Genomic DNA, 24345 nt, shown 5'->3' with positions numbered 1-24345 from the left:
TGCTATGAAGTGGATGGGCGCGTTTGGCCGACGGCTTTCGGTTCTGTTCCGCCGCGACCGCCTCGACCGTGAACTCGAAGAGGAGATGCGGTTCCATCTCGAAATGCAGGCCGAGGAGAATCGGCAGAACGGGATGGATGCCGACGAGGCGCGCTATGCCGCCAGGCGGGAATTCGGAAATGTGGCTTTGCTGAAGGAAGCGGGCTGGGAAATGTGGGGATGGGCCTCGGTTGAACGGTTTTTACAAGACGTGCGTTATGCCGCTCGCATGTTGCGGCGCAATCCCGGATTCGCGATGGTTGCGGTGCTGACCCTCTCGCTGGGGATCGGAGTCAACACCTCGATCTTCAGCTTTGTAGACCGGCTCCTCTTGCGTCCGCTGCCCTTCCCGGAATCGGCCCGGCTGGTTTCACTTGGCTATCACTCCGACACCGGCACCGAGACCTATCAAGGCTTGTCCTTTCCCGATTACCTTTACTATCGGGATCACAGCGAGGTGCTTTCAGGCCTCGCAGCCTACGGCGATGTCGATGCCGACGTGCAGTTTGGGGATCGGACAGAGAACCTGGCGGGTGAGATCGTCAGCGCGAATTACTTCTCCATTTTGGGGGTGCAGGCCGCGCTTGGACGGTCGTTTGTGCCGGAAGAGGACCAGATTCCGAATGCGCGGCCATCGGTCATTCTGAGTTACGGCTTGTGGCGGAGCCGGTTCGGAGGGGACCCGGAGGCGATCGGTCGACAAATCATAATGAACCACCGCGGCTTTTCCGTGGTTGGTGTCGCGCCACGCGGCTTCGCGGGTCTGCGGCTGGACCGCAGCGCTCCACCGGATTTCTGGGTCCCAACCATGATGTATCCAACAATCGCGACGTTCGCCGCGGACATAGACCTTCGGAATCAGTGGGGCACTCACTGGCTCGAAGCGGTTGGGCGGCTCAAGGCCGAGATGGGCTTGAAACAAGCCGATGCTGCCTTTGCAAGGTTGAGTTTCGAGCTGAAACAGGGCCCATGGCAAGAGGTCTGGGGAAAGCCGGAATTGGTCAAAGTCATGGGCAAACATAATCCGCTTCTCTGGACCGCGACCCTGATCCCGGCCGGCGAGATGCGGCTGCAGCCGCAGTCTCGGAACACCATCGCGGCATCTCTCGGAATGTTGGCGGCGGCGGTGGGGATCGTGTTGCTGATTGCCTGTTTCAATGTTGCGAACCTTCTGCTGGCGCGCGCCTCCGGCCGGCAACGGGAGATGGCAGTCCGGCTCGCGATCGGCGCAGGCCGCGCACGTCTCATGCGGCAGCTGGCGACTGAGGGTCTGGTACTTTCCCTGCTGGGCGGCAGCGCCGGGCTTCTGGTGGCGGTTCTCACTTCGGATTTCCTCGCCGGCTTTCCCCTCCCATTCCGGTTTCCGTTGCTGCTGGAGACGGGTGTGGAGCCGCGTGTACTGGGCTTCGCGCTCCTGGTGTCGATGCTCACCGGCGTGCTCTTTGGACTGGTTCCGGCACGGGAGGCGATGAGAACCAGTATGACGGCGGCCCTGAAAGTCGATCCTGGATGTGGCGCGCGCCTGCGGCGATGGAATGCGCGCAACGTGTTCATGGTTGTGCAGGCGGCGCTGTCGGTGGTTCTCCTGGTCGGCGCCGGGCTCTTCCTGCGAACGCTCGCCAACGCCCGCGCCGCCGATATCACCGCGGATCCGGGCAACGTTCTGATGACGAACCTCAATGTCGCGGCACTCAAATATGACGAAGCGCGCGGACAGGCGTTCTACACGCAATTGCTGGAACGAATGGAAGCTCTGCCCGGCGTGCGCAGCGCGGCGCTGGTGATGGTCGTGCCGATGGGCGGACGTCGCGGCGGCACAGATGTGTCCATCAGCACCGCGAATGATCCCGCAGAGAAGCGGACGCTGCAGGTTGACTTCAACATCGTCTCTCCCAAGTACTTTGAAACGGTCGGCCTGCCGCTGGTGCGCGGCCGCGCCTTCACAAGCTACGACCGCGCCGGCGCGGCCGCGGCAGCAATTGTCAACGAGCAATGGGCGCAACAGTTCTGGCCGGGCCAGGATCCCGTCGGCAAGCGCTTTGAGGTGGAGCAGCCACGCCGCACGGTGGAAATAATGGGCGTGGTCAGGGACGGGAAGTTTCGCAACTACCGTGCGGCGATCAAACCCTGTTTCTACATGCCACTGGCACAGAACTATTGGGGCATGATGAACCTGGAGCTGCGGACCGCGGGCAACCCGACGGGGCTTGCAGCTGCCGTGCGGGGCCAGGTGCAGGCGCTGGAAAAGAACTTGCCGGTTTCGCAGATGGTGACGCTTAAGTCGTACCGCGACGCCGGGCTCGGGCAGGAGCGCATGACCGCGGGGCTGCTGAGCGGGCTAGGCTTGCTTGCGCTGATATTGGCGGCCATCGGAATCTACGGCATCATGTCATTCTCGGTGGCGCAGCGGAAACGGGAGATTGGAATCCGCATCGCTTTGGGGGCACGCGCCGGCGAAGTGCTGCGGATGGTGCTCGGACAAGGCCTGGCGCTGATGCTGATCGGCTCGGCGATCGGGCTGGCTGCGGCTGCGGCGGCAGTTCGATTTATCGCAAGCCTGCTCTATGGTGTCAGTCCGACGGATCCTTGGACATTCGCAACCATCACCCTCGTGCTCACCGCCACGGCGCTGCTGGCCTGCTATATTCCCGCGCGTCGCGCCACCCGAATCGATCCCATGGAGGCTCTCCGCAATGAGTGAGCTCTGGCGACGTCTGCTGGTTCTGTTCCGCCGCGACCGCTTCGATCGCGAGATCGAGGAAGAGATGCAGTTTCATCTCGAGATGCAGGCCGAAGAGAACCAGGAAAATGGGATGCCTGCCGATGATGCCGGCTGTGCAGCCCGGCGGCAGTTCGGCAATCCCACGCTGCTCAAAGAAACGAGCAGAGAGATCTGGGGGTGGGGCTGGCGCGAGCGGCTGGGACAGGACCTCATTTATGCGTTCCGGATGATGCGGAAGAATCCCGGCGTCACAACCGTCGCAGTAGTCGCGCTCACGCTCGGCATTGGCGCGAATGCGGCGATCTTCAGCCTGGTCAACGCCATTTATCTGCGGCCGCTTCCCTACCGGGAGCCGGACCGGATTGTTACGGTGCTGGCGGAAGAGTCAAGCTGGCTGCTCAGGATGGCCGGCCGCGCGGGCCGCCTCACAGAGCAATGGTCGCACAACCACATACCCGGGCCGGCGTTTCTAGCTCTGAAAAACGAGATCCGGTCATTTGCAGAAACGGCTGCCTGGGAAGGCTTCCAGCGCAAATACGTACTTGCCGGAGGGGACAACCCTCGCGAGGTTGCGGGCGTCCGCGTATCGGCAAACCTGTTTCCGATGCTGGGGGTGCAACCGATCCTGGGCCGCGGGTTTCTGGAAGAAGAGGACAGAGTGGGCGGCAGCAGAGTGATCCTTATGGGCCACAGTCTTTGGCAGGATGCCTTCGGCGGCGACCCGAGCATGATCGGAAAGGCATTGATACTGAACGGCGAGAGTTACACCGTGGTCGGCGTCATGCCGCCGGGCCCGCGCACGCCGGAGGCTGATATCTGGGTGCCTTTGGCGCTGGGGACGATACCGGGAGAGTTCGGAATGGGCATGTGGAACTTCCAGGCAGTCGCCAGGCTGGCTCCCGGCGCCACGAGAGGAGGTGCCCAAGAGGAAGTGAACGCATTCGTGGGGCGAATGCTGAAACAATACCCGGACGCAAATCAAAGCCGGCGCTTGTTCCTGCTTCCGCTCCGGGACTTCGTCGTGGGCGACAGAGCGCGGCCGGTCCTGGTGTTGCTCGGCGCCGTTTCGTTTGTGCTGCTGATCGCGTGCGCCAACGTTGCCAACCTGATGCTGATGCGGTTCGCAACTCGTCGCAGAGAACTCGCGTTGCGGGTGGCATTGGGGGCGGGCAGACTTCGCATCGTTCGTCAACTGCTCGCTGAAAGCACGCTGCTCTGGATTCTGGGAGCAATCGCCGGCTTGTTGATCGCCTACTGGGGGATCGATCTTTTCCGTTCCATGGTGCCTGTCGACATTCCGCGCCGAGAGGAGGTGGGCATTGACTGGCGCGTTCTTACTTTTACCGGCTTGCTTTCATTTCTATCCGCAATCCTGTTCGGTTTGATTCCGGCCTTGCCGGCATCCAGGATTGACCTGAACGCTCAGCTGAAGGAGGGCGCCGGCCCGCGCAGCGCGGGCACGGGACGACAGACGCTGCGGGGCGTGCTGGTCGCAGGAGAAGTCGCACTGGCATTTATCCTGCTCGTCGGCGCCGGTTTGATGATCCACACCTTTGCGCGCTTGTGGGCGGTTCAGCCCGGCTTCGCTCCGGAGAGGCTGCTGACGATGCGCATCTCGCAGCCGCGACATAAATACGGGGATCCCGGAAGGCAGGCGGCTTTCTTCCAGGAACTGCTGCAGCGGGTTGAGGCGCTCCCCGGTGTTCTGGGCGCGGCGGCTGCCGACACCATTCCTTTCGGCAAGGCGGCCCAGAACCTCGGTTTTTCAACCGAAAAAGCCAGAGCTATGACGAGCTATCGTCTGGTGACGCCGGACTACTTCCGCACCATGGGGATTCCGTTGCTCAAGGGCCGCCTTTTCGACGAGCATGACAGGGCTCCCGACGGTGCATGGATGAGCGAGCAGGGTCTCGGCGGCGCACCCGGCGTCGTGATCATCAACGAGATGATGGCGCGGCGCTGCTGGCCGAATGAAAATCCCATCGGCAAGCGCATGAACTTCAGCAACGCCGGAGGGCGTCCCGCGCGTCTGGTTGTGGGCGTGGTCGGCGCAGCGCTGCACCAGGGCCTCGACCAGAAGATCGGGTTGGAAGTATATGTGCCGTACTATCAGAGGCCCGGCGCCATAACGATGTTCGTGGCGGTGCGCACCCGCGACGATGCGCAGAGCGCGGCGGCTACTTTGCGGGCCCAGGTACATGCCTTGGACAAAGACCAGCCGGTCGAGGACGTGCGCACCATGGAACAGCTGATGCAGGATTCGGTCGCACCGCGGTGGTTCCTCATGTTATTGCTGAGTTTCTTCGGGGCGGTCTCGCTGGCACTGGCGGCGGTGGGAATCTACGGCGTGATGGCCTACGCCGTTACCCAGCGGACACAGGAGATCGGCATCCGCATGGCGCTGGGGGCACAACGCGGAGATGTGTTCCGGCTGGTGGGGCGCCAGGGGCTGGTGCTCACGGCAGCCGGCATGGCGCTCGGGCTCGCCGGAGCTCTGGCGCTGACCCGGGTTATCACCACCATGCTCTTTGGCGTGACGCCACGGGACGCCGTCGCATTCGCACTCGCCACGCTGGGCTTGGGCACGGTGGCGCTTGTGGCCTCTTGTGTCCCGGCGTGGCGCGCGACCAGGGTGGATCCTATCGCGGCCCTCCGTTGTGAGTAGAACCTTTACAGAGATGCGGAGGATAGAGAATGTCAAAAAAGAAAGGCTTGACCCGTCGAGAGTTTTTTAAGGATACGGCGCGTTCCGGTGCGGCGGTTGCTGCCGGTACTTTGATTTCCCAGACTTCCGGATTTGCGCAGAGGGTACCAGCCAAGTGGGACAAGGAAGCCGATGTCGTCGTCGTAGGGGCGGGATGCATGGGGCTCCCTGCCGCGATTCAAGCCATCGAAGGGGGAGCGTCCGTGATCCTGGTCGAAGCAAACTACGATGTCGGCGGCCACGCCGTCATCAGCGGAGGGAACATAGCGTTGGGCGGCGGGACGAGTGCCCAGAAGAAGGCCGGCATAACGGATTCGCCGGACCTTCTCTTTTCGGACCTGACCGACTGGTCCATCGTGCAGGCCAATGGGTTCCCTGACTACAGGTACAACGACAAGGAGATTGTCCGTGCTTTCGCCGACATGAGCGCTCCCGCCTACGATTGGCTGGTCGCCCATGGGGTCATATTTGTTGACCGGGCCCCGGACACGCAAGGCGGCACCTCGGTCGGGAACTCCGCACCCAGAGAGATGCATGCCGCCGCGATGGCCTGGGAACAGGTTCAGACGGGCAAACCGGTCGATCCCATGGTTCAAGCCGTTACCTCCTCAGGCGTTGGTCTCATCCGGCCGCTGGAAGCCGCAGCGAAAAAGGCGGGCGTACAGATCCTCCTTCAGCACAGAATGACGGGCATTTTCCGGGAGACCTCCGGCTCGGGAAGGATTCTTGGAATCGCGGTAGAGACCAAAAGCGCCAGGATGAACATCCGTGCGAAAAGGGCTGTCATCCTCGCCACCGGAGGCTCCACCGGCAATGTGAACTTCCGCAGAATCTTCGATCCGCGCCTGACGGAGGAATACAATGGCGTGGCGGGTGAACCCTTCTCCTTCCAGGACGCCAGCGGAGAGATTGCCGCCATGGCCATCGGGGCCTCGCTCTGGGGTGCCTACAACCAGACTGGAGAATTTGGCTCGGTTCTCACCAAGCCGGGACAGATCGGGTGTCAGTATGGGTATCGCAATCTGCAGTGGCGGCCCGGGAGCCCCATATTCAAGCTCGCACGCGCTTCAGGCCTCAGGGTGGCGGATTGGCAGGACGTGATCTGCGTAAACCAGGCGGGCAAGAGATTCTATGACGAAGCGGCAGGCCAGTTCACAGCGAACAATTACAGGTCCATGGATCCGTATATCCCCGGAAGTTACCTCAATGCGGTCAACATCAAATACAACCCGCCCAATTACCTCAACGCGGCCCTGGCGGGAACAGGGGATGCCGTAAACGGGGGCGGGCCGATCTGGGCCATTTTCGACGCAGATGCAGTGAAACGCGAGAAATGGGATCCGACGCCTCCCAATGTGGATATCAATGCGGGGTACTTTTTCAGTGCCGGCACCGTAGCGGAGCTGGCGGCCAGGATCGTCAACAGATATCAGAAAAAACCCATGCCCGGCACTGCCCTGCAGGACACGGTGAACAGGTACAACTCCTTTGTGGATGCCGCGAAGGATGCCGACTTCGGCAAGCCCGCCCCCAGGTACAAGATCCAGGAGGCCCCGTTTTATGCAGCCTGGGCCACGCCTGTGGTCCACGATACGCGCGCCGGCCTGCGCATCAACGCACGGTGTCAGGTACAGGATCTTAACGGCGCAGTCATACCGGGCCTTTACTGCGGGGGCGAGTCAGCCGGCGGATTCAGCCAGCACGGTCTGGCCAGATGCGCCGTCCAGGGTCTCATCGCGGGCAAGCATGCCGCCGCGGAATCACCTTCTGCCGCACGAGAACAGAACGACCGCCACCCCGTCTGAGCGCACTACCCACGCCACGTCGTCCAGGTGCGGCTCCGGGGATACCCGTGGTGCGAACAAGATGCGATTCGTGGGATCGGAGCCGAGCTGAAACCCGATTTGCGAATGGAGACTGAGCATTGCGGATATAACTGCCTGTCGACGCAATCGCGGTGACTGGTCGCACGCTTACTTCAGAATCGTTTCAAGCTCACGGATGACCGATTCCAATTCCGCCTGCTTGCGCCCGACATCCGGGTGATTGCTTTGGTAACGTCTCAAGAGGCTATTGATTTCCATCTCCAGCGTGGCTTTGCGCCAAAGCAGTTGACCGTAGGCGCCAATCAGCCGTTCAATCTCCACCCTCTGCCGCATCATTGCCCAGGAGTTGGAATCCGACTCGTTCAGCGGCTTCAGCTTCTCTTCCAACTCCGCCTTCTGCGACGTCAATTCAGCATAAGCCTTCGGAATCCGCGTATCGGTCACTTTCTGGATCGCGGCGATCTGTTCGGCCAACACCCTGCTGATCTCGGCGAGTTGCGCTCCCCGAATCAATCCGGTACTGTACCGAGCTATGGCGGCCGAGTGCGCCCTCAATGCCACCCGCAACTGTCCGAGGCGCGCCTGCATTTCGCTGGCATCCTGCGGTGCCGCTTCGCGCTTCGGCCGCGCGCCGTCCTGCGATGTGACCAGCGGCGCCGGCCTCTTTAACGTCCATCCTGCCTCTTGCCGGAGATTTTCAGCTTCGGAGGCCTTAGCCATCTCGGCTACTTCCGTTAAGGCTTCCGCGGTTTGCGGCGTGCGTACTGCCGCAGGGATTTTGCCGCTCAACGCGGACAACGGCGCAACCGCGCCGGCCACGATCAAGATCGCCACCACGATGGCCGCGCGGCTCAATCTCTGCCGGTTGAGGTTCGGATGCAGAATGGCGCGCACGCGGCTCTCAAGCTGCGAGCAGGATTATCGCAGCCTTGAGCGAAACGTCGCAGAGCATCTCCAGCCAGGCGCCAGCCGCCTGCCCGTTTGCGAACCAATCAAGCAGCGAAGTCATCATCGTCCTTCCTTCCTGGCCTGCGCGATGAGGCGCGAGAGGCGATCGAGTTCATCCTGGCCCAGTTCCGATCGCGACACCTCGAGCAATGCGGCAACCGCCCGCTCGGCCGAGCCGTCGAAGAATGTTTTCAGCAGCCGTTTGAGCGCCGACCGCCCCGCCCGCGCGCGCGTCTGTTTCGGCAGGTACACGTAGCGCGGCCCATCCTGCTCATGTTTGAGATAGCCCTTCTCTTCCATCAAGGGACCTTGAACTGGGAGCGTCTCTCGGACGCAATTGCTCTGATTCTTCAGACTGTTGAATAGGAGCCTTGCCATGCGGTGGCTTTCCTTCTTCGTTCGCAGACGGGTAGCCGAGCGGCAGCTTGATAAGGAACTGCGTTTTCACCTGGAGCAGCAGATCAACGACAGACTCTCCCGTTCATGGGATGAGCCCACAGCCGCTGACCTCATCCATGAGTCCAGAGATCAATAAAAACAGGATCCGATCTTTGCAGCCTCCGCGGACACTGCGTTGACGTTTTATTGAAGTCCCGTGTTAGAATGGCGCCGCAACCCTCAAAGGAGAGCAGCCATGAAACGTCGCGAATTCCTGAAACAATCCGCCGCCGGAGCCGCGGCGTTTTCATTGATAGGTCGGGAAACCCTGCACCCGGCACAAGCCCAGGCGACCGCCAAGGTCGCCCTGGTGAAGACCCAGGATAGGACCAAGGGTGTTCCGGCTGCCATGAAATTGCTCTCATTTCCTTCACCCAAAGGGAAGAAGGTTCTGATCAAGCCCAATTTCAACACAGCCCATCCCGCACCCGGCTCGACGCATAACGACACGTTGCGCCAGCTCGTCATGGAAATGAAAGCGCGCGGCGCCGCGAAGATCACCATCGGCGAGCGGAGTGGCCCTCCGGCGACCAAGTCGGTGATCGAAGCCAAGGGGATTCCGGCGCTGGCAGAGGAACTCGGCTTTGATGTGATCAATTTCGAAGACCTCCCACCGGACGGTTGGGTTCATCTCAATCCGCCGGGCAATCATTGGCAGAACGGTTTCGACGTCGCCCGGCCGATTACGGAGGCCGAATACCTCCTCTGGACCTGCTGCCTGAAAACCCACGGCGCCGGTGGCATTCACAGCCTGTCGATAAAGCTCGCCGTGGGTACCACCAACAAGAGCCTGATGGGCGAACTCCATCGAGCCCGCCAGACCCACATGCGGCGCATGATCGCCGAGATCCACCAGGCCTTCACGCCGCAGCTCATCGTCCTGGATGGGATCGACGCATTCGTCGACGGCGGCCCATCCCAAGGCACGCTGGTCAGGGCCGGAGTTATGATCGCAGGAACGGACCGCATCGCTGTCGATGCTGTCGGCCTGGCGGTCCTCAAGCAGCTGGGTTCGAATGACGCGATCATGTCGACGAAGATTTTCGAGCAGGAGCAGATTCAACGCGCGGTCGAGCTGGGCTTGGGCGTCGCGAAGCCCGATCAGATCGAGATCGTCACCGGAGACGCGGACAGTCGCGCCTACGCCGACACTCTCAAAGGGATCCTGACCCAGGGTTAGCCTGAATTATTCACGAAGCCGAACCGCACACCCGTGAAAGGCGACAAGATTGGACGCGGATAAACGCAGGCAGGAGCTTTTGCACGCCGACCAATATCGAACCGTCGGCTGCGGTCCGCGTTCTTCCGCGTCCAAGACTGCATTTTGGTCGCACATTTATGAATGATCCGGGTCAGACGGATTCTTCGGCAAAAACTCACTCGGAGGCAAGAGTATGAAACGAGTACTTCTTGGTGTGCCGCGTGTGATCCTGGCTGTGCTTGCGCTGGGCCTTTGTCTGGTGTCGGCGCAGGATCTGAAACCGATCCAGCTGCCGAAGCCGCAGACCGACGGCGGCCGGCCATTGATGCAGGCACTCAAGAACCGGAAGACCAGCCGGGAATTCAGCACCGAAAAGCTGCCGCCGCAGATCCTCTCCAACCTGCTCTGGGCGGCGTTCGGGATCAACCGGCCCACCGGGCAGCGGACCGCGCCGTCCGCTGTAAACTGGCAGGAAATCGATATTTATGTTGCGCTATCCGAGGGCCTGTTCCTTTACGATGCCAAGGCCGACGCTTTGCAGCCCATACTGGCAGAGGACGTCAGAGCTGCCACGGGCGTTCAGGCATACGCGAAGGACGCGCCCGTGAACCTGATCTATGTTGCGGATCTGGACAAGCCCGGCAGGGTGCCGGAAACGGAAAAGGAGTTCTGGTCCGCCGCCGACGTCGGTTTCATTTCGCAGAACGTCTACCTGTACTGTGCCTCGGAAGGGCTGGTGTCCGGCGTGCGGGCCATGATTGACCGGCCGGCGCTGGCAAAAATCATGAAGCTGCGGCCGAAGCAGAAGATACTGCTGGCCCAATCTGCCGGTTATCCCAAGAAGTAATCGGTGCCTCACCTGTGCCACTCAGCCGTTGTAAGAGCGGCAGATTTCGTTGAGCTGGGATGCCCCCTGCTTCCCATAAGTTGACGCAATACAGCCCGGAGCGACAGTTCGAGACTTTTCATTCACAACCAGGATCGAGGTGGTTTTCAGGCACCTGGGTGGGCGCCGGCTACCCGCGGGACCGCCCACTCTCCCTCCGCTTTTCCTGCAGCAGATCCGGACGGACGCGGGTGTATTCTTGTTCACGATATCTGGGAGGGAGAGGACACATGGCCCATCGACTCACGGCGACCATCGCACGGCGCGCGGCCGTGGCTAGCGCATCCATCCTGATCGTTGCGGTGCTGGTCTTTGCCGACAGTTACCCGCGCCAGCCCGGGGTTGACATCCGGAACTACATCTTCAAGCTCGAGCTCAAGGACGACACCAACACGATCGCCGGCGAAACAGGAATCGAAGTGCTGTTCAAGGCTGGCGGCGTGATGGAGCTTTCGCTCGACTTGATCGGCAAATCCGCGGACGGCAAGACCGGCATGACCGTGAGCGGGGTCAGGAGCGATGGTCAGGCGCTCGTCTTCAAGCACGAGAACAACCGTCTTCAGATCAATCTGGGCACAGCCGCACAGGCAGGCGAGCGGCGCCGGATCATCGTCAATTACTCCGGCATCCCGGCCGACGGCCTGATCATCGGTCCGAACAAGAACAAGGAACGTGCTTTCTTCGGTGACAATTTCCCCGATCGCTGCCGCCATTGGCTTCCCACGATCGATCATCCGTACGACAAGGCAACTTGCGAATTTGCTATCACGGCACCAGAGGCCTACCAGGTTGTCGCGAACGGTGACCTGGTCGAGACAACCAGCCTCACGGGCAACCGCCGTCTCACACGCTACCGGGAATCGGTTCCCATCGCCACCTACTGCATGGTCATCGGCGTCGCACGTTTCGCCGTCGAAAAGATCGGCCAGGTCACGGGAGTTCCCGTCCAGAGTTGGGTCTACGCCGCGGACCGTGACGCCGGATTCTCCGATTACCGCATCGCCATGAAGCCGCTGGAATTCTTCAGCTGGCGGATCGGCCCGTTCTCTTACGAAAAACTGGCCAACGTCCAATCCAAGACCCGCTATGGCGGCATGGAAAATTCCAGCAACATCTTCTACTCTGAGAGATCCGTCAGCGGGCAGGGCCGCAACGAAGGGCTCTTCGCCCACGAGATCGCCCACCAGTGGTTCGGTGATTCCGTGACCGAGTCCGATTGGGATCACACCTGGCTGAGCGAGGGATTCGCCACCTACCTTACCCACGTCTATAACGAATATACTTACGGCCGCGACGTGATGGTCCGCGGGCTCCGCAGCGACCGCGATCGTATCATCGCGTACTTCCAAAAGAACCCGGCAGCTGCGATCGTCACGCCGGCGAATCCCAGACTCAACAACATCCTCAGCACCAACAGCTATCAGAAGGGGGGCTGGTTTCTCCATATGCTGCGCCGCCTGGTCGGCGACGAGGCATTTTGGAAGGGCATTTCGACGTACTACAAGCGCTATCAGAACGGGAATGCGCTGACCGGAGATTTCCAGGGTGTGATGGAGGAGGTGTCCGGCAGGAAGCTCGGGGATTTCTTCCGCCAGTGGGTTTACACGCCGGGCCAACCTGCGCTGAAGGGCACGTGGTCCTATGCCGGCGGCATCTTGACCGTGGAGATCCTCCAGGCACATGCGGGGGAATTGGTGTACAAGACGGCGCTGGATATCGGCATCGTTACCGAGAGGAATGCTGCACCGGCAATTCAGACCGTGCAGCTCGAACAGCGTGATCAGACATTCACTATCAAGCTCGACAAGGAGCCAGCCGATGTCGCCCTCGACCCGAACGTCTGGCTCCTGATGCAGCTCGTCGAATTCGCAAAAAAGTGAGAAAGTCCCAACGCAGAAGGCGCTGAGAAAACAATCCTGTCTTTCTCTGAGCCCTCCGCTTGGTATTTAGTCGATTCAGATATTACAGGCGCAATTCGGCATTTTGGCTCAGAAGCAATTTCTGGAGCGCCTTCACGTCCAACTTCCGGGGTGGCACCCCCTTGAGGGCGGCCAGCGCGGCCGCGCAACCCGATGCATGGCCGACCGCCATCGCCGGCGCCATTGAGCGCGCCGACTGGAATGGCCCCTGTTCGCAGGAAATGCAGCGTCCCGACAGCACCAGCCCATCCACTTTCTTGGGCACCAGCGAGCGATAAGGGATATCGAAGCCTTCGTGCTTGAAGAAATACCGCTGGCCATGATACTCGGGCATGGGATTGGAACTGATCGCGATCACATCCGGGAAATGGATCCCTTCGATTGCGTCCTTTTCGGTGACGACATACTCGCCCATGATCCTGCGCGTTTCCCTGACACCGATGGTGGTGGCCGTCTGCGCAAGATAGATCGACTCCTGCCCGGCTTTTTTCCGCAACGTCAGAACATCGTCCCACAGCTTTAATCGCGCTTCGACCTCGACGCGCGTCAAGGTCTCGACATCGAGGCCATCGCCCTGGAGACGGGGGCCCCATCGTACCACATGGTCGCCGATACGCATGCCGCCAAAAGGCCCCTTGATGGTAGAAGGCACGCCGCCAAGGCCGTACATAAGGCTCATCGCCATGCGGTCGCCAGTGGCGGCGGGGCCCATGAAAGGAGCGCCAGCCGCAGCAGCAACGTCGCCGTCACCCGTGCAGTCGATCACGGCATCCGCGGCGATGGCCTGCCGGCCCGACTTCGAATGCACGATGACTCCTGTCACCCGCGAGCCGTCGACCATGGGAGCAACCACCCAACTATGCAAGCGGAGCTTGACCCCTTCTTTCTTGAGCAGGTTCAGGCAGGCGACCTTGGCAGCTTCCGCATCGAAGGGCACCGTATAGGGGATGTCGCCCTTCCGGATATCGTGCTGGACCGTTCTTTCGTAGCTATCGATATCCGCAATACCGCCCAGCCTGACCAGTTCGGCAATGTACTCGGCAGGAATGCCCTTCACAGTCTGCAAGGCCTCCGGAGGTCGCTGGTTTCGGAAGCCGTTGTAACAGGTCATCAGCCCTGCAGTGCCATTCCCGCCCAGAAACGCGTAGCGCTCTATCAGCAGAGTGTCCGCGCCGCTGCGTGCCGCCGCAATCGCAGCGATTACGCCGCTGGGGCCGCCGCCGGCCACGACCACCTGATGGTGCGCCACGACTGGCGTCTCGAAGACTTCCCGGTAACTATTTTTCAGACCCCCGACCTTACCGGGCGCAGCGTCTTGAAATGCGGAGCAGACTCCGGCAACCGTACCTCCAAGCGCAGCCTGAACAAACACCCGACGTCCCACACCTCGCGATGATTTGGAATCCTGCCGATTGCTTTTCATAGCACTTCCCCCGACTGCGAATCACTGCATGGATGCATGAATCGATAGTTATTTGTAGCGCGTATCCGCCTGAAGAAGCAACGTCAAATGCGCGCAAACCTCAGGGCGGTCACCTCACCCACCGGGGTGCATGGAAGTAGAGCAGAGCGCCTTCAATGCATCCTAAGATCCTAGAACACGTGCCGTGACTGAGCAAGAGGCCAGGATTTTCCTCTTGCTCGGCCAGCTGATGCCGGATAAAACTTGCGGTGCACAAGCCATTCTAATCAGGAGGAGATACCGTCATGGCCTTTCTACGGAAGATCGTTCTATTCGCCACGGCTTTGTTGCCCGCCATCGGGCTGCGCGCCGAGCAGGGCATGTGGATGCCTCAGCAGATTCCGCAACTCGCCGCACAGCTACAGGCTTTGGGCTTCAAGGGGGACCCAAAGGCTTTCGCCGATCTCACGGGCCAGCCTATGGGCGCCGTTGTCTCGCTCGGTGGCTGCACCGCATCCTTGGTGTCGCCCGACGGCTTGATCGTCACGAATCATCACTGCGTCACGGGCGGTCTGCAGTACAACTCGACGCCCCAGCGCAATCTGCTCGCCGACGGTTATCTGGCAAAAACCCGCGATCAGGAATTGTCGAGTGGCCCCGGCCAGCATGTCTACGTCACGACTGCCGTCACGGAAGTGACCGAGGCCATCACCGGCAAGATTGATCCCAAGTCCACGGACCGGCAGCGCAGCGACATCATCGATCGCAGGATCAAGGAGCGCATCGCCGCCTGCGAGAAAGACGGAACGCGCTGCGGCGTGGCATCCTTCTTCGAGGGCCTCAAGTATTTCGAGATTGCTCAGCTCGACATCAAGGACGTGCGCGTGGTGTACGCGCCCGCCGAGGGGATCGGCGTGTTCGGCGGCGAAACCGACAACTGGCGCTGGCCGCGCCACACGGGCGACTGGAGTTACCTGCGCGCTTACGTCAGCAAAGACGGCAAATCAGTCCCGTATTCAAAAGACAACGTCCCCTACCGGCCAAAACACTGGCTGCAGGTTTCTTCCGAAGGGGTCAAACCGGGTGAGTTGGTCTTTGTCGTCGGCTATCCAGGTCGTACACAGCGATACCAGACCTATGCAGAGGTGAAGGAGACGGCCGAGTGGTCCTTCCCGCGTTCGATCCGCCTCGCGCAGGAACAGCTGGCGCTCATCGACAAGCTGATCGCCAGCAACAAGGAACTGGCCATCAAAGTCGCGGGACGCATCCAGAGCCTCAACAACAACCTGACCAATCAAAGGGGCATGCTCGAGGGCCTCGTGAAGGGAGGAGCGCTCGCCCAAAAGCGGACCATGGAGAATGAGCTGGCAAGCTGGATCGCAGCCGATCCCGCGCGGAAACAGAAATATGGGGATGTTCTGCCGGCGCTTCAGGCCATGCAGGCGGAAGGAGAAAAGACCCGCGAGCGGAACGCGGTTATGGGAAACCTGGCCTCGGCCTCCAATTATTTAAGTGCGGCACAAACGCTGTACCGCCTCTCTATCCAGCGGTCCAAAAAGGACCTCGATCGGGATGCCGGGTTCCAGGAGCGCGATTGGAGCCGCATACGCGAAAACCAGGATCGCATGCAGCGCACTCTGGACGCCACCGTGGACCGCGTGTTCCTGCGATGGGCGATGGGGCTGGCGGCCGCCCTTCCTGCGGAGCAGAGGATTGAGCCGCTCGACAAGATCGTCGGCCTCAGGCCGGGGATGGCAAAGCCCGAGGCGGAGAAATCCATCGACGTGTACCTCGACAAGCTCTATGCCGGCACCAAGATGGGTGATCGGGATTTCCGCCTCGGCCTGATGGAAAAGAGCACGCCCGAGCTGGTTTCCATCAAGGACTCGTTTATCTCTCTCGCCGGGACGCTGGAACTCGTCGCGGAATCGATCCGCGAGGCCGGCAAGGACCGGGCCGGCGCTGCCGCCCGCCTGCGTCCTCGTTACATGGAGGCGTTGCTGGCCAAGTCCGGCGGCCTGGTGGCACCGGATGCGAACAGTACGCTGCGTGTGACCTACGGCCAGGTCAAGGGCGTGGATGCCAAGGATGGCCTCTTCTATAAACCTCAGACGGGTCTGAAGGGCATCGTCGAGAAGCAGACCGGGGAGGGCGATTTTAACGCGCCGCGGCACCAGATCGACGTAATCAAGCAACAGCTGGCAGGCAAGATAAAAACACCCTATTTCGATGCCGCCCTCGGAGATGTGCCCGTGAACTTCCTCTCGACTGTGGATACCACGGGTGGCAACTCCGGCTCGCCGACGCTGAACGGCAAGGGCGAGCTGGTGGGTCTCCTCTTCGACGGAACCTACGAATCGGTGGCCTCGAACTTCCTGTTCGACAAGGTCAAGACGCGGTCCATCCACGTCGAAAGCCGGTACATGCTCTGGAACATGAGCGAAGTAGACGGCGCCGCCAACCTCCTTAAGGAGATGGGCATCATCAGGTAGCGCGCCAAGATGGAACCACGGAACCCAACAGGGGCACGAAAAGATCCCGTGTGTTTCGTGACTCCAAATCCGTCTGGATCAGCGAGACGGAAGTGAGAATTCAGAGGTAGTGCTCCAGGTGTTCTCGATAGTAGGTCAGAGTGCGCCTCAGCCCTTCGCACAAGGTTACTCTGGGCTCCCAGCCCAGAACAGACTTGATCCGGTTGAAGTCCGCATAGTAGTTGCCGATATCTATTTTTTTTCGCTCCGACGGGTAAGGCCGCATCATGTACTGGCCGCCGCCATTGATCTCGATGAACAGGTCAGCCAGATCTTTGAGGCTGATGATGCAGTCCCCGCCCAGATTGAACACCTGGCTGTTAGTGTCTTCGCAGGCCGCCGCAGAGAGGAGGGCATCCACCGCGTCATCAATATAGGTAAAATCACGCATCTGCTCGCCACCCCAGACCTCGAACGGTTTTCCCTGGACCAGAAGGCGGATCCAGGTGCCCAGAAAGGTCTGGCGCGAATCCTTGACCCTCATTCTGGGACCGATCGTGTTTGTCAGGCGCAGTGAACACGCACGGATGTCATAGACTCTGCTGTACAGCACGTGATACCACTCACCCGCCATTTTGTTGATGCCGTTGACATCGACAGGGCTGAGAAGATGTTTCTCATCGACGGGGAGGTATTCGGGCTTCCCATAGATCTGGCGCGTGCTGGCGAAAACGATCTTGATTCCCGCATTGTGCTTTCGGCACGCTTCCAGAATCGACAGTTGTGCCCGGCAATTGATGTCCAGATCAGTGTAGGGATCCTGCATTGAGTCTGCATGGCTTGTCTGGCCCGCCAGGTTGAAGAGCATGTCCTGCCCCTGGACCAGGTATCTCATGCTGTACTCATCCCTTACATCCGAGATGTTGACGCGCAGACGGTCCTGTATGCCGTCAATGTTGAACAGGTTGCCCCCGTATTCCGGCACGAGGCTGTCCACGAGGGTGATCCTGGCTCCGAGGTCCACGAGCCTGCGAGCGAGATTGGAGCCGATGAAGCCGAGGCCCCCAGTTATCAAGATCTGCTTGCCGTCGAATGATCTGTCGTCCATGGTCTGGGTAACCTCACTCTGGAGCGCTCTCGCGCACTCATTCATCCAATGCCTACGAGGTCTCGTCGGAGCATGCAACTAAGTCGAAACCAGTGGCGGGATTATACCGTATTCCAGGAGTACCGGCAGGAGGTGGATTATGAGACTGGCTACCAAGCTGGTCCCCAAGATCAGCACTGCCAGCGGCAAGGGATGACAGGCGAAGCCCCGGCAACGGATCGCCGCGATAGAATCACCGCCAAGACCCTTCATGGAACCGCGAAACACACGAAAGTGGTTTCGTGTGTTTCGTGGTTTGAATCAGTTTGGAAATTGGGCCATCACTGCAGCGAGCTGTGTGAGGGACTGCGTGAAGAAAAGCTCGAAACCCAGCAGCTGATAGTCGGTCGTGACTTCAACATGCCCGCCGGAGAGCGAGATCGGCTGCGTGAAAAAGCCGACCCCCGGACTCGGATAGCTTAAGAGCTTGGCGACCTTCGCATGCGGTCCGAGAGAATCCGTCATCTCAGCCACCTCGGCACCGGTACTGTCGAATACTCGGAGGGTATAGGAAATCCTGGTTCCGAATGGATTCAGTAACGCGATCCCCGTCAGGTAATTGCCCCCGGATCCGGCAGGGACTTGATGGGCGACGTGCGAAAAAAGCAGCGTTTGACTCGGAATGCTCTCGCCGGGCACCGCGGCACTCGAATGGACACCGCCGTTGTCATAGTTGAACGCGGAGAAACCTGTGATGCCGGCCTGGTCGCTCTCAACGATGACGTAGCCGGTGGTAAGGTTCGGCCCACCCGGGCTAAGCCCAAAAAGACTCGCGACCGATTCGAAAAGCTGTCCGTGGGCGCCGACGGTGCGTTGCGCGAGCGTTCCCAGAACGGAGCCGTCATTTCCATAGGCGGTGAGCGTGAGGTTGGCCGGCGTCGCAGCCGTGTTCACGACCCCCAGGGTGCTCGTGTACCCCTGATTCACCGCAAAGTGAGGGAAAAAGAGCCGTGCTTCCGTGCCCGGGACAACAGCCCGCAAGGCTGCGACCTCCGCTGTGTTGCCAAAGATTTCGAGGCCGGCAACCGGACGGTCCGAACTGACGCTGACCACACCCGAGGAAGCGGCAAAATCGGGGAAGGTAAAAAGGGTTTGCCCTTTCGGCGGCAGCACAAGCGGTTGCGTCAGCTGATCGACTTGGGCTCCAGTCACATCCAGCAAGCTCGCGTTGACTGTAGCCGCGTTGACGCCGGGATTGAAAAGCGCATAGGTCGCCTTCCCGGCCGCATCGAACTCGTGGCGCATGAACAGAAATTGGGTGGCCGTATCAGCGGAGACGTCCACACCGTCGGCTACGCGCGCAAGGTTCTGATCAAAGATCAGGAAGAACCCCGTGAGCCGCTGAGCGGCACTCTCCAGCACCCCTCCAATCTCGCCGGCCGCACGAGTAAGGCCAAAAAGCTGATACCCGAGGATCGGGATCTGGACACCCGGATTGACGACCGAAGGCGTGGTCGGATTGCTGCTGCCGGAGAGAAGCGAGCCGTTGGGACCGTAGGCAGCGAATCCCGCCGAAACCTGAGAGCCCGTGTCGTTCAGCACCGCGAATCCCGTGGTGTAGTTGTCGCCGATCGTGGAGTTGAATCCGTTGACCAGAAGAGGGTAAACAAGCGGGAAGGATGACCCCGCCTCGATCGCACCCATATCCACTATGCCGCTGCCCGGCGAGGAACCGAAGCTCGCTACGCGGAATCGCCCGTTATAATCCAGGAACGGCAGGTTCGCAGCCGCATTGGAGCCGTTGTCGATGGCCTGCGATCCGGGCGCCAGGCTGAAATCATCCGCGGCAGGATTGGCCAGCCGCGGGTCTCCTGCAATATTGTTGTTGCCCGATGCGAGGGTCCCGTCGCCGATGAGAGAGCTTTGTATGCTTCCTGCACCGAGCCCCCCCAGATCGCCGGCGACATTGGCGCTGATAATGGAATTGGCGATGGAAACTGAAGCGCCCGAGGCAAGCACGATTCCCTTGTGACTGTTTTTGTAGAACGTGTTGTTGACGATGCGCACAGCACTCGAACCGGCTACCGTAATGCCGTCCCCTACCGTGCTGTCTGTGGATCGAACCACGATATTGTTGGTCAGCAGCGCCGTCGACGTACCGTTCACCTGCAACCCCTGTACATTGTCCTCAATCAGATTGCCATCCAGCCGGATGTTCTGGCCCTGGTCGATCAGCACTCCGAAATCATTTAAGCGCATGATGTTTCTGCTCAGAGCCACGGTCGGACCCGGGCCCGGGGTGGTGCCAACGGGGGTCGTGATGATACCGGGTTCCAGCGCTATGGCCGCCCCTGCGTTCGAGGCGAAAGTATTGCCCGTGACTGTCGACATCCCATCCACGATCTGAACGCCGTCGCCGAAAGTTCCCGAGTGGCTCGCGAACGTGCTGCCGGTGAGCGTGCCCGAACAGCCCACGAGCGAGACTCCCTCGCCGACATTGGAGCTGACGGTCGAGTTTATCAGCTGCACGTTGGCGTCGATGGCATCAATCCCGTCGCTCGCGTTGTTCTGAACCGTAGAATTGCTCATGGTGAGCTGCCCGCCGTTCAGAAAAGCAACTCCCGTGCTGGCGCTTCCGGAAATCGTGGAGTACGTGATGTCGACGTCGCCGCCATTTTCCACAACAATCCCCGAAGAAGTGACGCTCGCCGCCTGGTTGGTGATGCTGCAATGATCGATGGTCACCGACAGGGGCAGGGATGAAGACGGCTGAAGGATGTCAACTCCCGTCTCACCGCCGTTGATGGTGAGGCCTTGAAGGAGGACATTTTGCAGGCCCACCACTTGAATATCGGCTAGAGATGTTGTGGACGTGCCGTCGAGGACCGGCGTCTGGCCTGCTGCAGCGCGTATGGTGATGCCGTGCAATGGCAGCCCTTGAGCGTTGGTGCTGATCGTGAGCGGCGCTGCTGAGGGCACCGAGTACGTCTGGCTGTCGGCGATTTCGATGATGTTGCCCGGGTTGGCGGCCGCTAGGGCATCGGTAAGGTTGGTGAAGATGTTTGCCCCTGTCGAGCTTTGGCTCACGGTCAGGATGCGCGTGGGATCCGGCAGGTAGATTCCGGCCCAGTATGGAATCGCGTAGTTCGCGGAGGTCTGCGCGCTTCGAATCGTAATGAATCCCTGAAATCCTCCTGTCAGGGGGGCTGCCGCCTGAATCGAGACGTCGACACTCGTGCTCCCGCCGGGTGGAACCGAACCTGTACTCGTCAAACTCAGGCTGATCGCAGGGCCTGGGATGAGCGGTTGAACTGAGAGCGTGTATTGATCCGTGCCTCCGGTGACGTTGGTGATGCCGAGTGTTTGTGTCAGTGAGATGCTGCCTGCGTAGGACTGTACGCCGAAGTTCAGGTTGGTCGGAGAGAAAATGGCGCCGGCGGCTGAAGCATTTCCCATGTTGAGCAGGCCGTTTCCTGCCTGCACTATGGTGGCCGGGGTCGTACCATCGATCGTGACTTGACCTGCGGTATTGGTGAGTGCAGATTTGACGCCTGCGGGGGAAAGGCTCGGGAATAACTGCATCAGCGCCGCCGCCGCACCGCTCACCATCGGCGTCGAGAAACTGGTCCCTTGACTCACGGTGAAGCGCGAAGGGTCGAAGAGGACTCCGGCCGGATTGGAGTTCTGAGCGGCCGAATAGACGTTCCAACCGACGGCCACGAGATCCGGTTTCATGCCAAAATCGGCTGCCGGTCCGCGCGAACTGTCCCTGACAAGGACCGGAAGAATGGGGGTCGGCAACTGGTTATCGGTGCTGGCGCCGATGCTGATGGTTGCACCTGGGTTGCCGGCCAGAAAGCTCTGGAGAGCCAGACCATCCGCATTGAATATCATCACGGCAGGAGTCAGGGTTCCGTTGAGTCCCCCCATCTGGAAAGTGGATTCCCCCGGGATATTGTCGTAAACGATCACCGCGCGAGCACCCGCGTTGGCGGCGTTGGTGACTTTTGAGAGGAAGGTGCAGGTACCACGCTCGATTATGCCGATCCTGCCACTCAGGCTTCCGGAGGGCAGAGCAGAGCAAGCCAGTCCGGTGCCATCCAGCAAGGCCACATCAGTCGTCGGTGTCGCCGGAATTGGCGTCGCAATTGCAGGTCCGGTCCCGTTTTCGTAAGCAAGATTCTGGAGGTTCGCCGGCACGGTACCAGGGCCGGTTACATGCAGCTGTGCCGCAAAAACGCGCGAGTCCCAAACCGCGCCCACAGCGATGGCCTCCGGAGCCGAGCCCGGAGTGCTGATCGTGTGGGTAGCGGGACCGTCATTTCCGGCCGCCAGGCATACGACCAGACCGGCAGCGATGGCATTATTGATGGCGGTGACTTCCGGATCTTCCGACGGTGGGATATAGTCCAATGCCCCCAGACTGAGATTGAGGACGTCCATACCATCGTTCACGGCGTCGTCGATTGCGGCCAAAACCGCCGCGGTCGTCGTCGTGTCATTGATACCCGGAGTGCCGAAGATTTTGTAGCTCCCCAGAAAAGCGCCGGGCGCCATCCCGGAGATTTGCGCCAGCGGAGCATTGACCAGTTTCCCCGCTGCGCAGCCGGCCACAAAGCTGCCGTGCCCGACTTCGTCGGTGGCAGTCTGCACGCGCTGTGGGTTGGCCAGCAGGCCGACGTAGTCGCGCGCCACAATCACCTTGTGATTCGTAAATGCCTGATTGCCGGCATCAAATTTGGGGTAGCCGGACGGGAGCGAACCCGGTGTCGGCGCAGTGCTGTCTGCAAACATCGGATTGCCGACATCGATCCCGGTGTCGATGAGACCGATCTTCACTCCCTGGCCCGCATTGGGGCGGCCCCCGGGGACACGGGCCCACAGCGCCGCGGCATTAAGAAGAGGGGCTGCAGCATTGAGGTTCATGCGCTGCGGCCGCGAGAAGTAGACTTTTTTCACCCCCGGCATCCGCCGCACCGCAAAATACTGCTCGACAGGGACGCGCGCGATGATGGTGTTCATCACCAGATCCGTAGCGCGTTGAACCTGCACTCCGTTCAGGGCGCGCAATCTGTCCATCATGAGGCTCTGTGCACGCGCCAGCCGAGTCCGATAAGTCACCGCTTGCGGGGAGTCAAATTTTACTCTCCCGCCCTGCCCGGCGCCTGCCGGAACAATCGCGCCGCGCGCGGCCGGTGCCGCCATCGTCTGAGCTGCCGGGGGATCTGTCAACTCGACGATCAGCTGCAGATCCCTGGTTCCGGGAATCGCATGGCGCAACAGAGACTGCATGGGTGCCGGGCCCTGGGGCCGTGCGTGCGGCAGACTTGCCGGCGGCAGAGAGGCCTGCGGCGGTCCATACGCATGCACGGTGAGGGCCAGAAAAGCAGGCAACGTAAGGCGAAACAAGATGCGGGCTGTGTGTTTACGCATGATTCCTCCCCCTGCAATCAGGCGTCACAGACAATAAACACAATAATTCTAGCGCAGCCCGGTTCTTAGGCCAGTTTGAGTATTCCAATGCAGCTGATTCAACGAAACAGACACCCATATGCAAAACCTCCCTGCGATACAACGCTCCACCCGCATCTTTGACGCAGATTGGGTCCAAAAGGATCAGTTTTCCCGGGATAAGAAACCTCTCGTCGGAAAGCGCCGGCTCGTCATATTATTGAGCGTTTGCACAGGAGGATGTGGAGATGAACCAGACGGTCATTCATGAGGTGGGTCTCCGGGACGGGCTTCAGATGGAGCAGCAGACCGTTCCGATGGAACAGAAAATAGCGTGGATCGAAGAATTCATGGCCGCGGGCGTCGACATTATCCAGATCGGGTCTTTTGTCCATCCAGCCAAAGTTCCCCAGATGGCTGACACCGACAAGCTCTTCACCCATTTCTCGGAAGCGGGCCGGAAGCCTGAGCGGGTGATCCTTTCGGGGCTGGTGCTCAACGAGAAGGGGCTCGAACGCGGATCCGCATGCAATGTCGATATGTTCTGCATGGGCGTCTCCGCCAGTGAAACGCACAGCCGGAAGAACACGGGCATGCCGATCGCCGAAGCAGCCGGCCGCATTATTGCCATGGCCGGACGGGCTCTCGCCGCGCACAAAAGGGTCCAGGTGTCGGTTCAATCCGCCTTCGGATGCGGCTACGAGGGGCCGGTGCCGGAAGAACGGGTGCTCGGGCTCGTGGAGCGGTTCATCGGCAACGGCATCCGAAACATCAGCCTGGCGGATACGGCCGGCCACGCGGTGCCGGATCAGGTGGAGCGCATGTTCGAAAGGATCTTTAAACTCGACTCCCGGCTGGAGTGCACTTGTCACTTCCACAACACGTATGGGCTGGGACTGGCAAACTGCTATGCGGCAATGAGGGTCGGGGTAAAGTACTTCGAGTCCTCGGTTGCGGGCCTGGGCGGCTGTCCGTTCACCAAAGTCGCCGGTGGCAACGTGTGCACTGAAGACCTGGTTCACTACCTGCAACGCATCGGGCAGCGCCGCGACGTTGAACTCAGCAGGCTCATTGGGATAGCCCGCGGCGTGAGCGCCTTCTTCGGGAGGGAAATGCCGGGGATGGTCTACAAGGCAGGCCCGATCCAGACTCACCCGCAATAGCGGCGGCATCCGAGGCCACATGTTCGAACCTTCGATTGTGGATTCTGGATTTCAAAAACCTGATCATTTGAAGTTTATTTCTGACTTC

General features: G+C 60.5%; 14 protein-coding genes. 9 read left to right on the top strand and 5 right to left on the bottom strand.

Annotation, left to right across the window (positions count from 1 at the left end; genetic code table 11):
• Window positions 1–4 precede the first annotated feature (4 nt).
• From LAP85_09330 to LAP85_09320, 3 genes are read left to right on the top strand one after another with little or no spacing between them, the layout of a single operon-like run.
• Window positions 5–2740 carry an ABC transporter permease gene (locus tag LAP85_09330; protein ID MBZ5496592.1) on the top strand — a complete coding sequence of 912 codons (2736 nt, stop codon included), beginning with the start codon at window positions 5–7 and terminating at the stop codon, window positions 2738–2740.
• On the top strand, window positions 2733–5426 hold the full coding sequence (locus LAP85_09325) for an ABC transporter permease (protein MBZ5496591.1): 2694 nt from the start codon (window positions 2733–2735) through the stop codon (window positions 5424–5426). Before LAP85_09330 ends, LAP85_09325 begins: the two co-directional genes overlap by 8 nt.
• A 29-nt stretch (window positions 5427–5455) precedes the next feature.
• Window positions 5456–7270, top strand: coding sequence for an FAD-dependent oxidoreductase (locus LAP85_09320; protein ID MBZ5496590.1), 1815 nt, complete (start codon window positions 5456–5458; stop codon window positions 7268–7270).
• Between the two features lie 168 nt (window positions 7271–7438).
• On the opposite strand, the gene LAP85_09315 is transcribed toward LAP85_09320, so the two are convergent.
• Complete coding sequence (locus LAP85_09315) at window positions 7439–8185, bottom strand: hypothetical protein (protein ID MBZ5496589.1); 747 nt, start codon at window positions 8183–8185, stop codon at window positions 7439–7441.
• Window positions 8186–8299: 114 nt separating this feature from the next.
• Window positions 8300–8617, bottom strand: a complete 318-nt coding sequence (locus tag LAP85_09310) for a BlaI/MecI/CopY family transcriptional regulator (GenBank protein ID MBZ5496588.1) — start codon at window positions 8615–8617, stop codon at window positions 8300–8302.
• On the opposite strand from LAP85_09310, the gene LAP85_09305 reads away from it, so the two are divergent.
• The 4 genes from LAP85_09305 (at window position 8616) to LAP85_09290 (ending at window position 12644) form a co-directional block, all read left to right on the top strand.
• Entirely contained in the window at window positions 8616–8774 is a 159-nt protein-coding gene (locus tag LAP85_09305; protein MBZ5496587.1) for a hypothetical protein, read from the top strand. The two genes, LAP85_09310 and LAP85_09305, sit on opposite strands and share 2 nt — an antisense overlap.
• Before the next feature lie 99 nt (window positions 8775–8873).
• The gene (locus LAP85_09300) at window positions 8874–9857 is read left to right on the top strand and encodes a DUF362 domain-containing protein (protein ID MBZ5496586.1); all 984 of its coding nucleotides are present in this window, start codon (window positions 8874–8876) and stop codon (window positions 9855–9857) included.
• Window positions 9858–10071: 214 nt separating this feature from the next.
• On the top strand, window positions 10072–10725 hold the full coding sequence (locus tag LAP85_09295; protein ID MBZ5496585.1) for a nitroreductase family protein: 654 nt from the start codon (window positions 10072–10074) through the stop codon (window positions 10723–10725).
• A 269-nt stretch (window positions 10726–10994) separates the two neighbouring features.
• On the top strand, window positions 10995–12644 hold the full coding sequence (locus LAP85_09290; GenBank protein ID MBZ5496584.1) for a M1 family peptidase: 1650 nt from the start codon (window positions 10995–10997) through the stop codon (window positions 12642–12644).
• 82 nt (window positions 12645–12726) lie between these two features.
• On the opposite strand, the gene LAP85_09285 is transcribed toward LAP85_09290, so the two are convergent.
• Complete coding sequence (locus LAP85_09285) at window positions 12727–14106, bottom strand: FAD-dependent oxidoreductase (GenBank protein MBZ5496583.1); 1380 nt, start codon at window positions 14104–14106, stop codon at window positions 12727–12729.
• A 284-nt stretch (window positions 14107–14390) separates the two neighbouring features.
• Between LAP85_09285 and LAP85_09280 the strand changes: the two genes are divergently transcribed.
• Window positions 14391–16577 (top strand): S46 family peptidase, encoded by a 2187-nt coding sequence (locus tag LAP85_09280; GenBank protein MBZ5496582.1) that lies wholly within the window; start codon window positions 14391–14393, stop codon window positions 16575–16577.
• A 100-nt stretch (window positions 16578–16677) separates the two neighbouring features.
• Here LAP85_09280 and LAP85_09275 read toward each other — a convergent pair whose 3' ends face one another.
• Both LAP85_09275 and LAP85_09270 read right to left on the bottom strand, forming a co-directional pair.
• Window positions 16678–17664 carry an NAD-dependent epimerase/dehydratase family protein gene (locus tag LAP85_09275; GenBank protein MBZ5496581.1) on the bottom strand — a complete coding sequence of 329 codons (987 nt, stop codon included), beginning with the start codon at window positions 17662–17664 and terminating at the stop codon, window positions 16678–16680.
• A gap of 300 nt (window positions 17665–17964) precedes the next feature.
• The gene (locus tag LAP85_09270) at window positions 17965–23076 is read right to left on the bottom strand and encodes a S8 family serine peptidase (protein ID MBZ5496580.1); all 5112 of its coding nucleotides are present in this window, start codon (window positions 23074–23076) and stop codon (window positions 17965–17967) included.
• 266 nt (window positions 23077–23342) lie between these two features.
• Here LAP85_09270 and LAP85_09265 point away from each other — a divergent pair, with 266 nt between their 5' ends.
• A complete protein-coding gene (locus LAP85_09265) occupies window positions 23343–24257 on the top strand; it encodes a hydroxymethylglutaryl-CoA lyase (GenBank protein MBZ5496579.1) in 915 nt (304 codons plus the stop codon).
• The last annotated feature ends 88 nt before the right edge of the window (window positions 24258–24345 follow it).

The organism is Terriglobia bacterium (genome assembly GCA_020072565.1).
Lineage (GTDB): Bacteria > Acidobacteriota > UBA6911 > UBA6911 > UBA6911 > JAFNAG01.
This window is presented reverse-complemented; position numbering and strand designations above follow the sequence as displayed.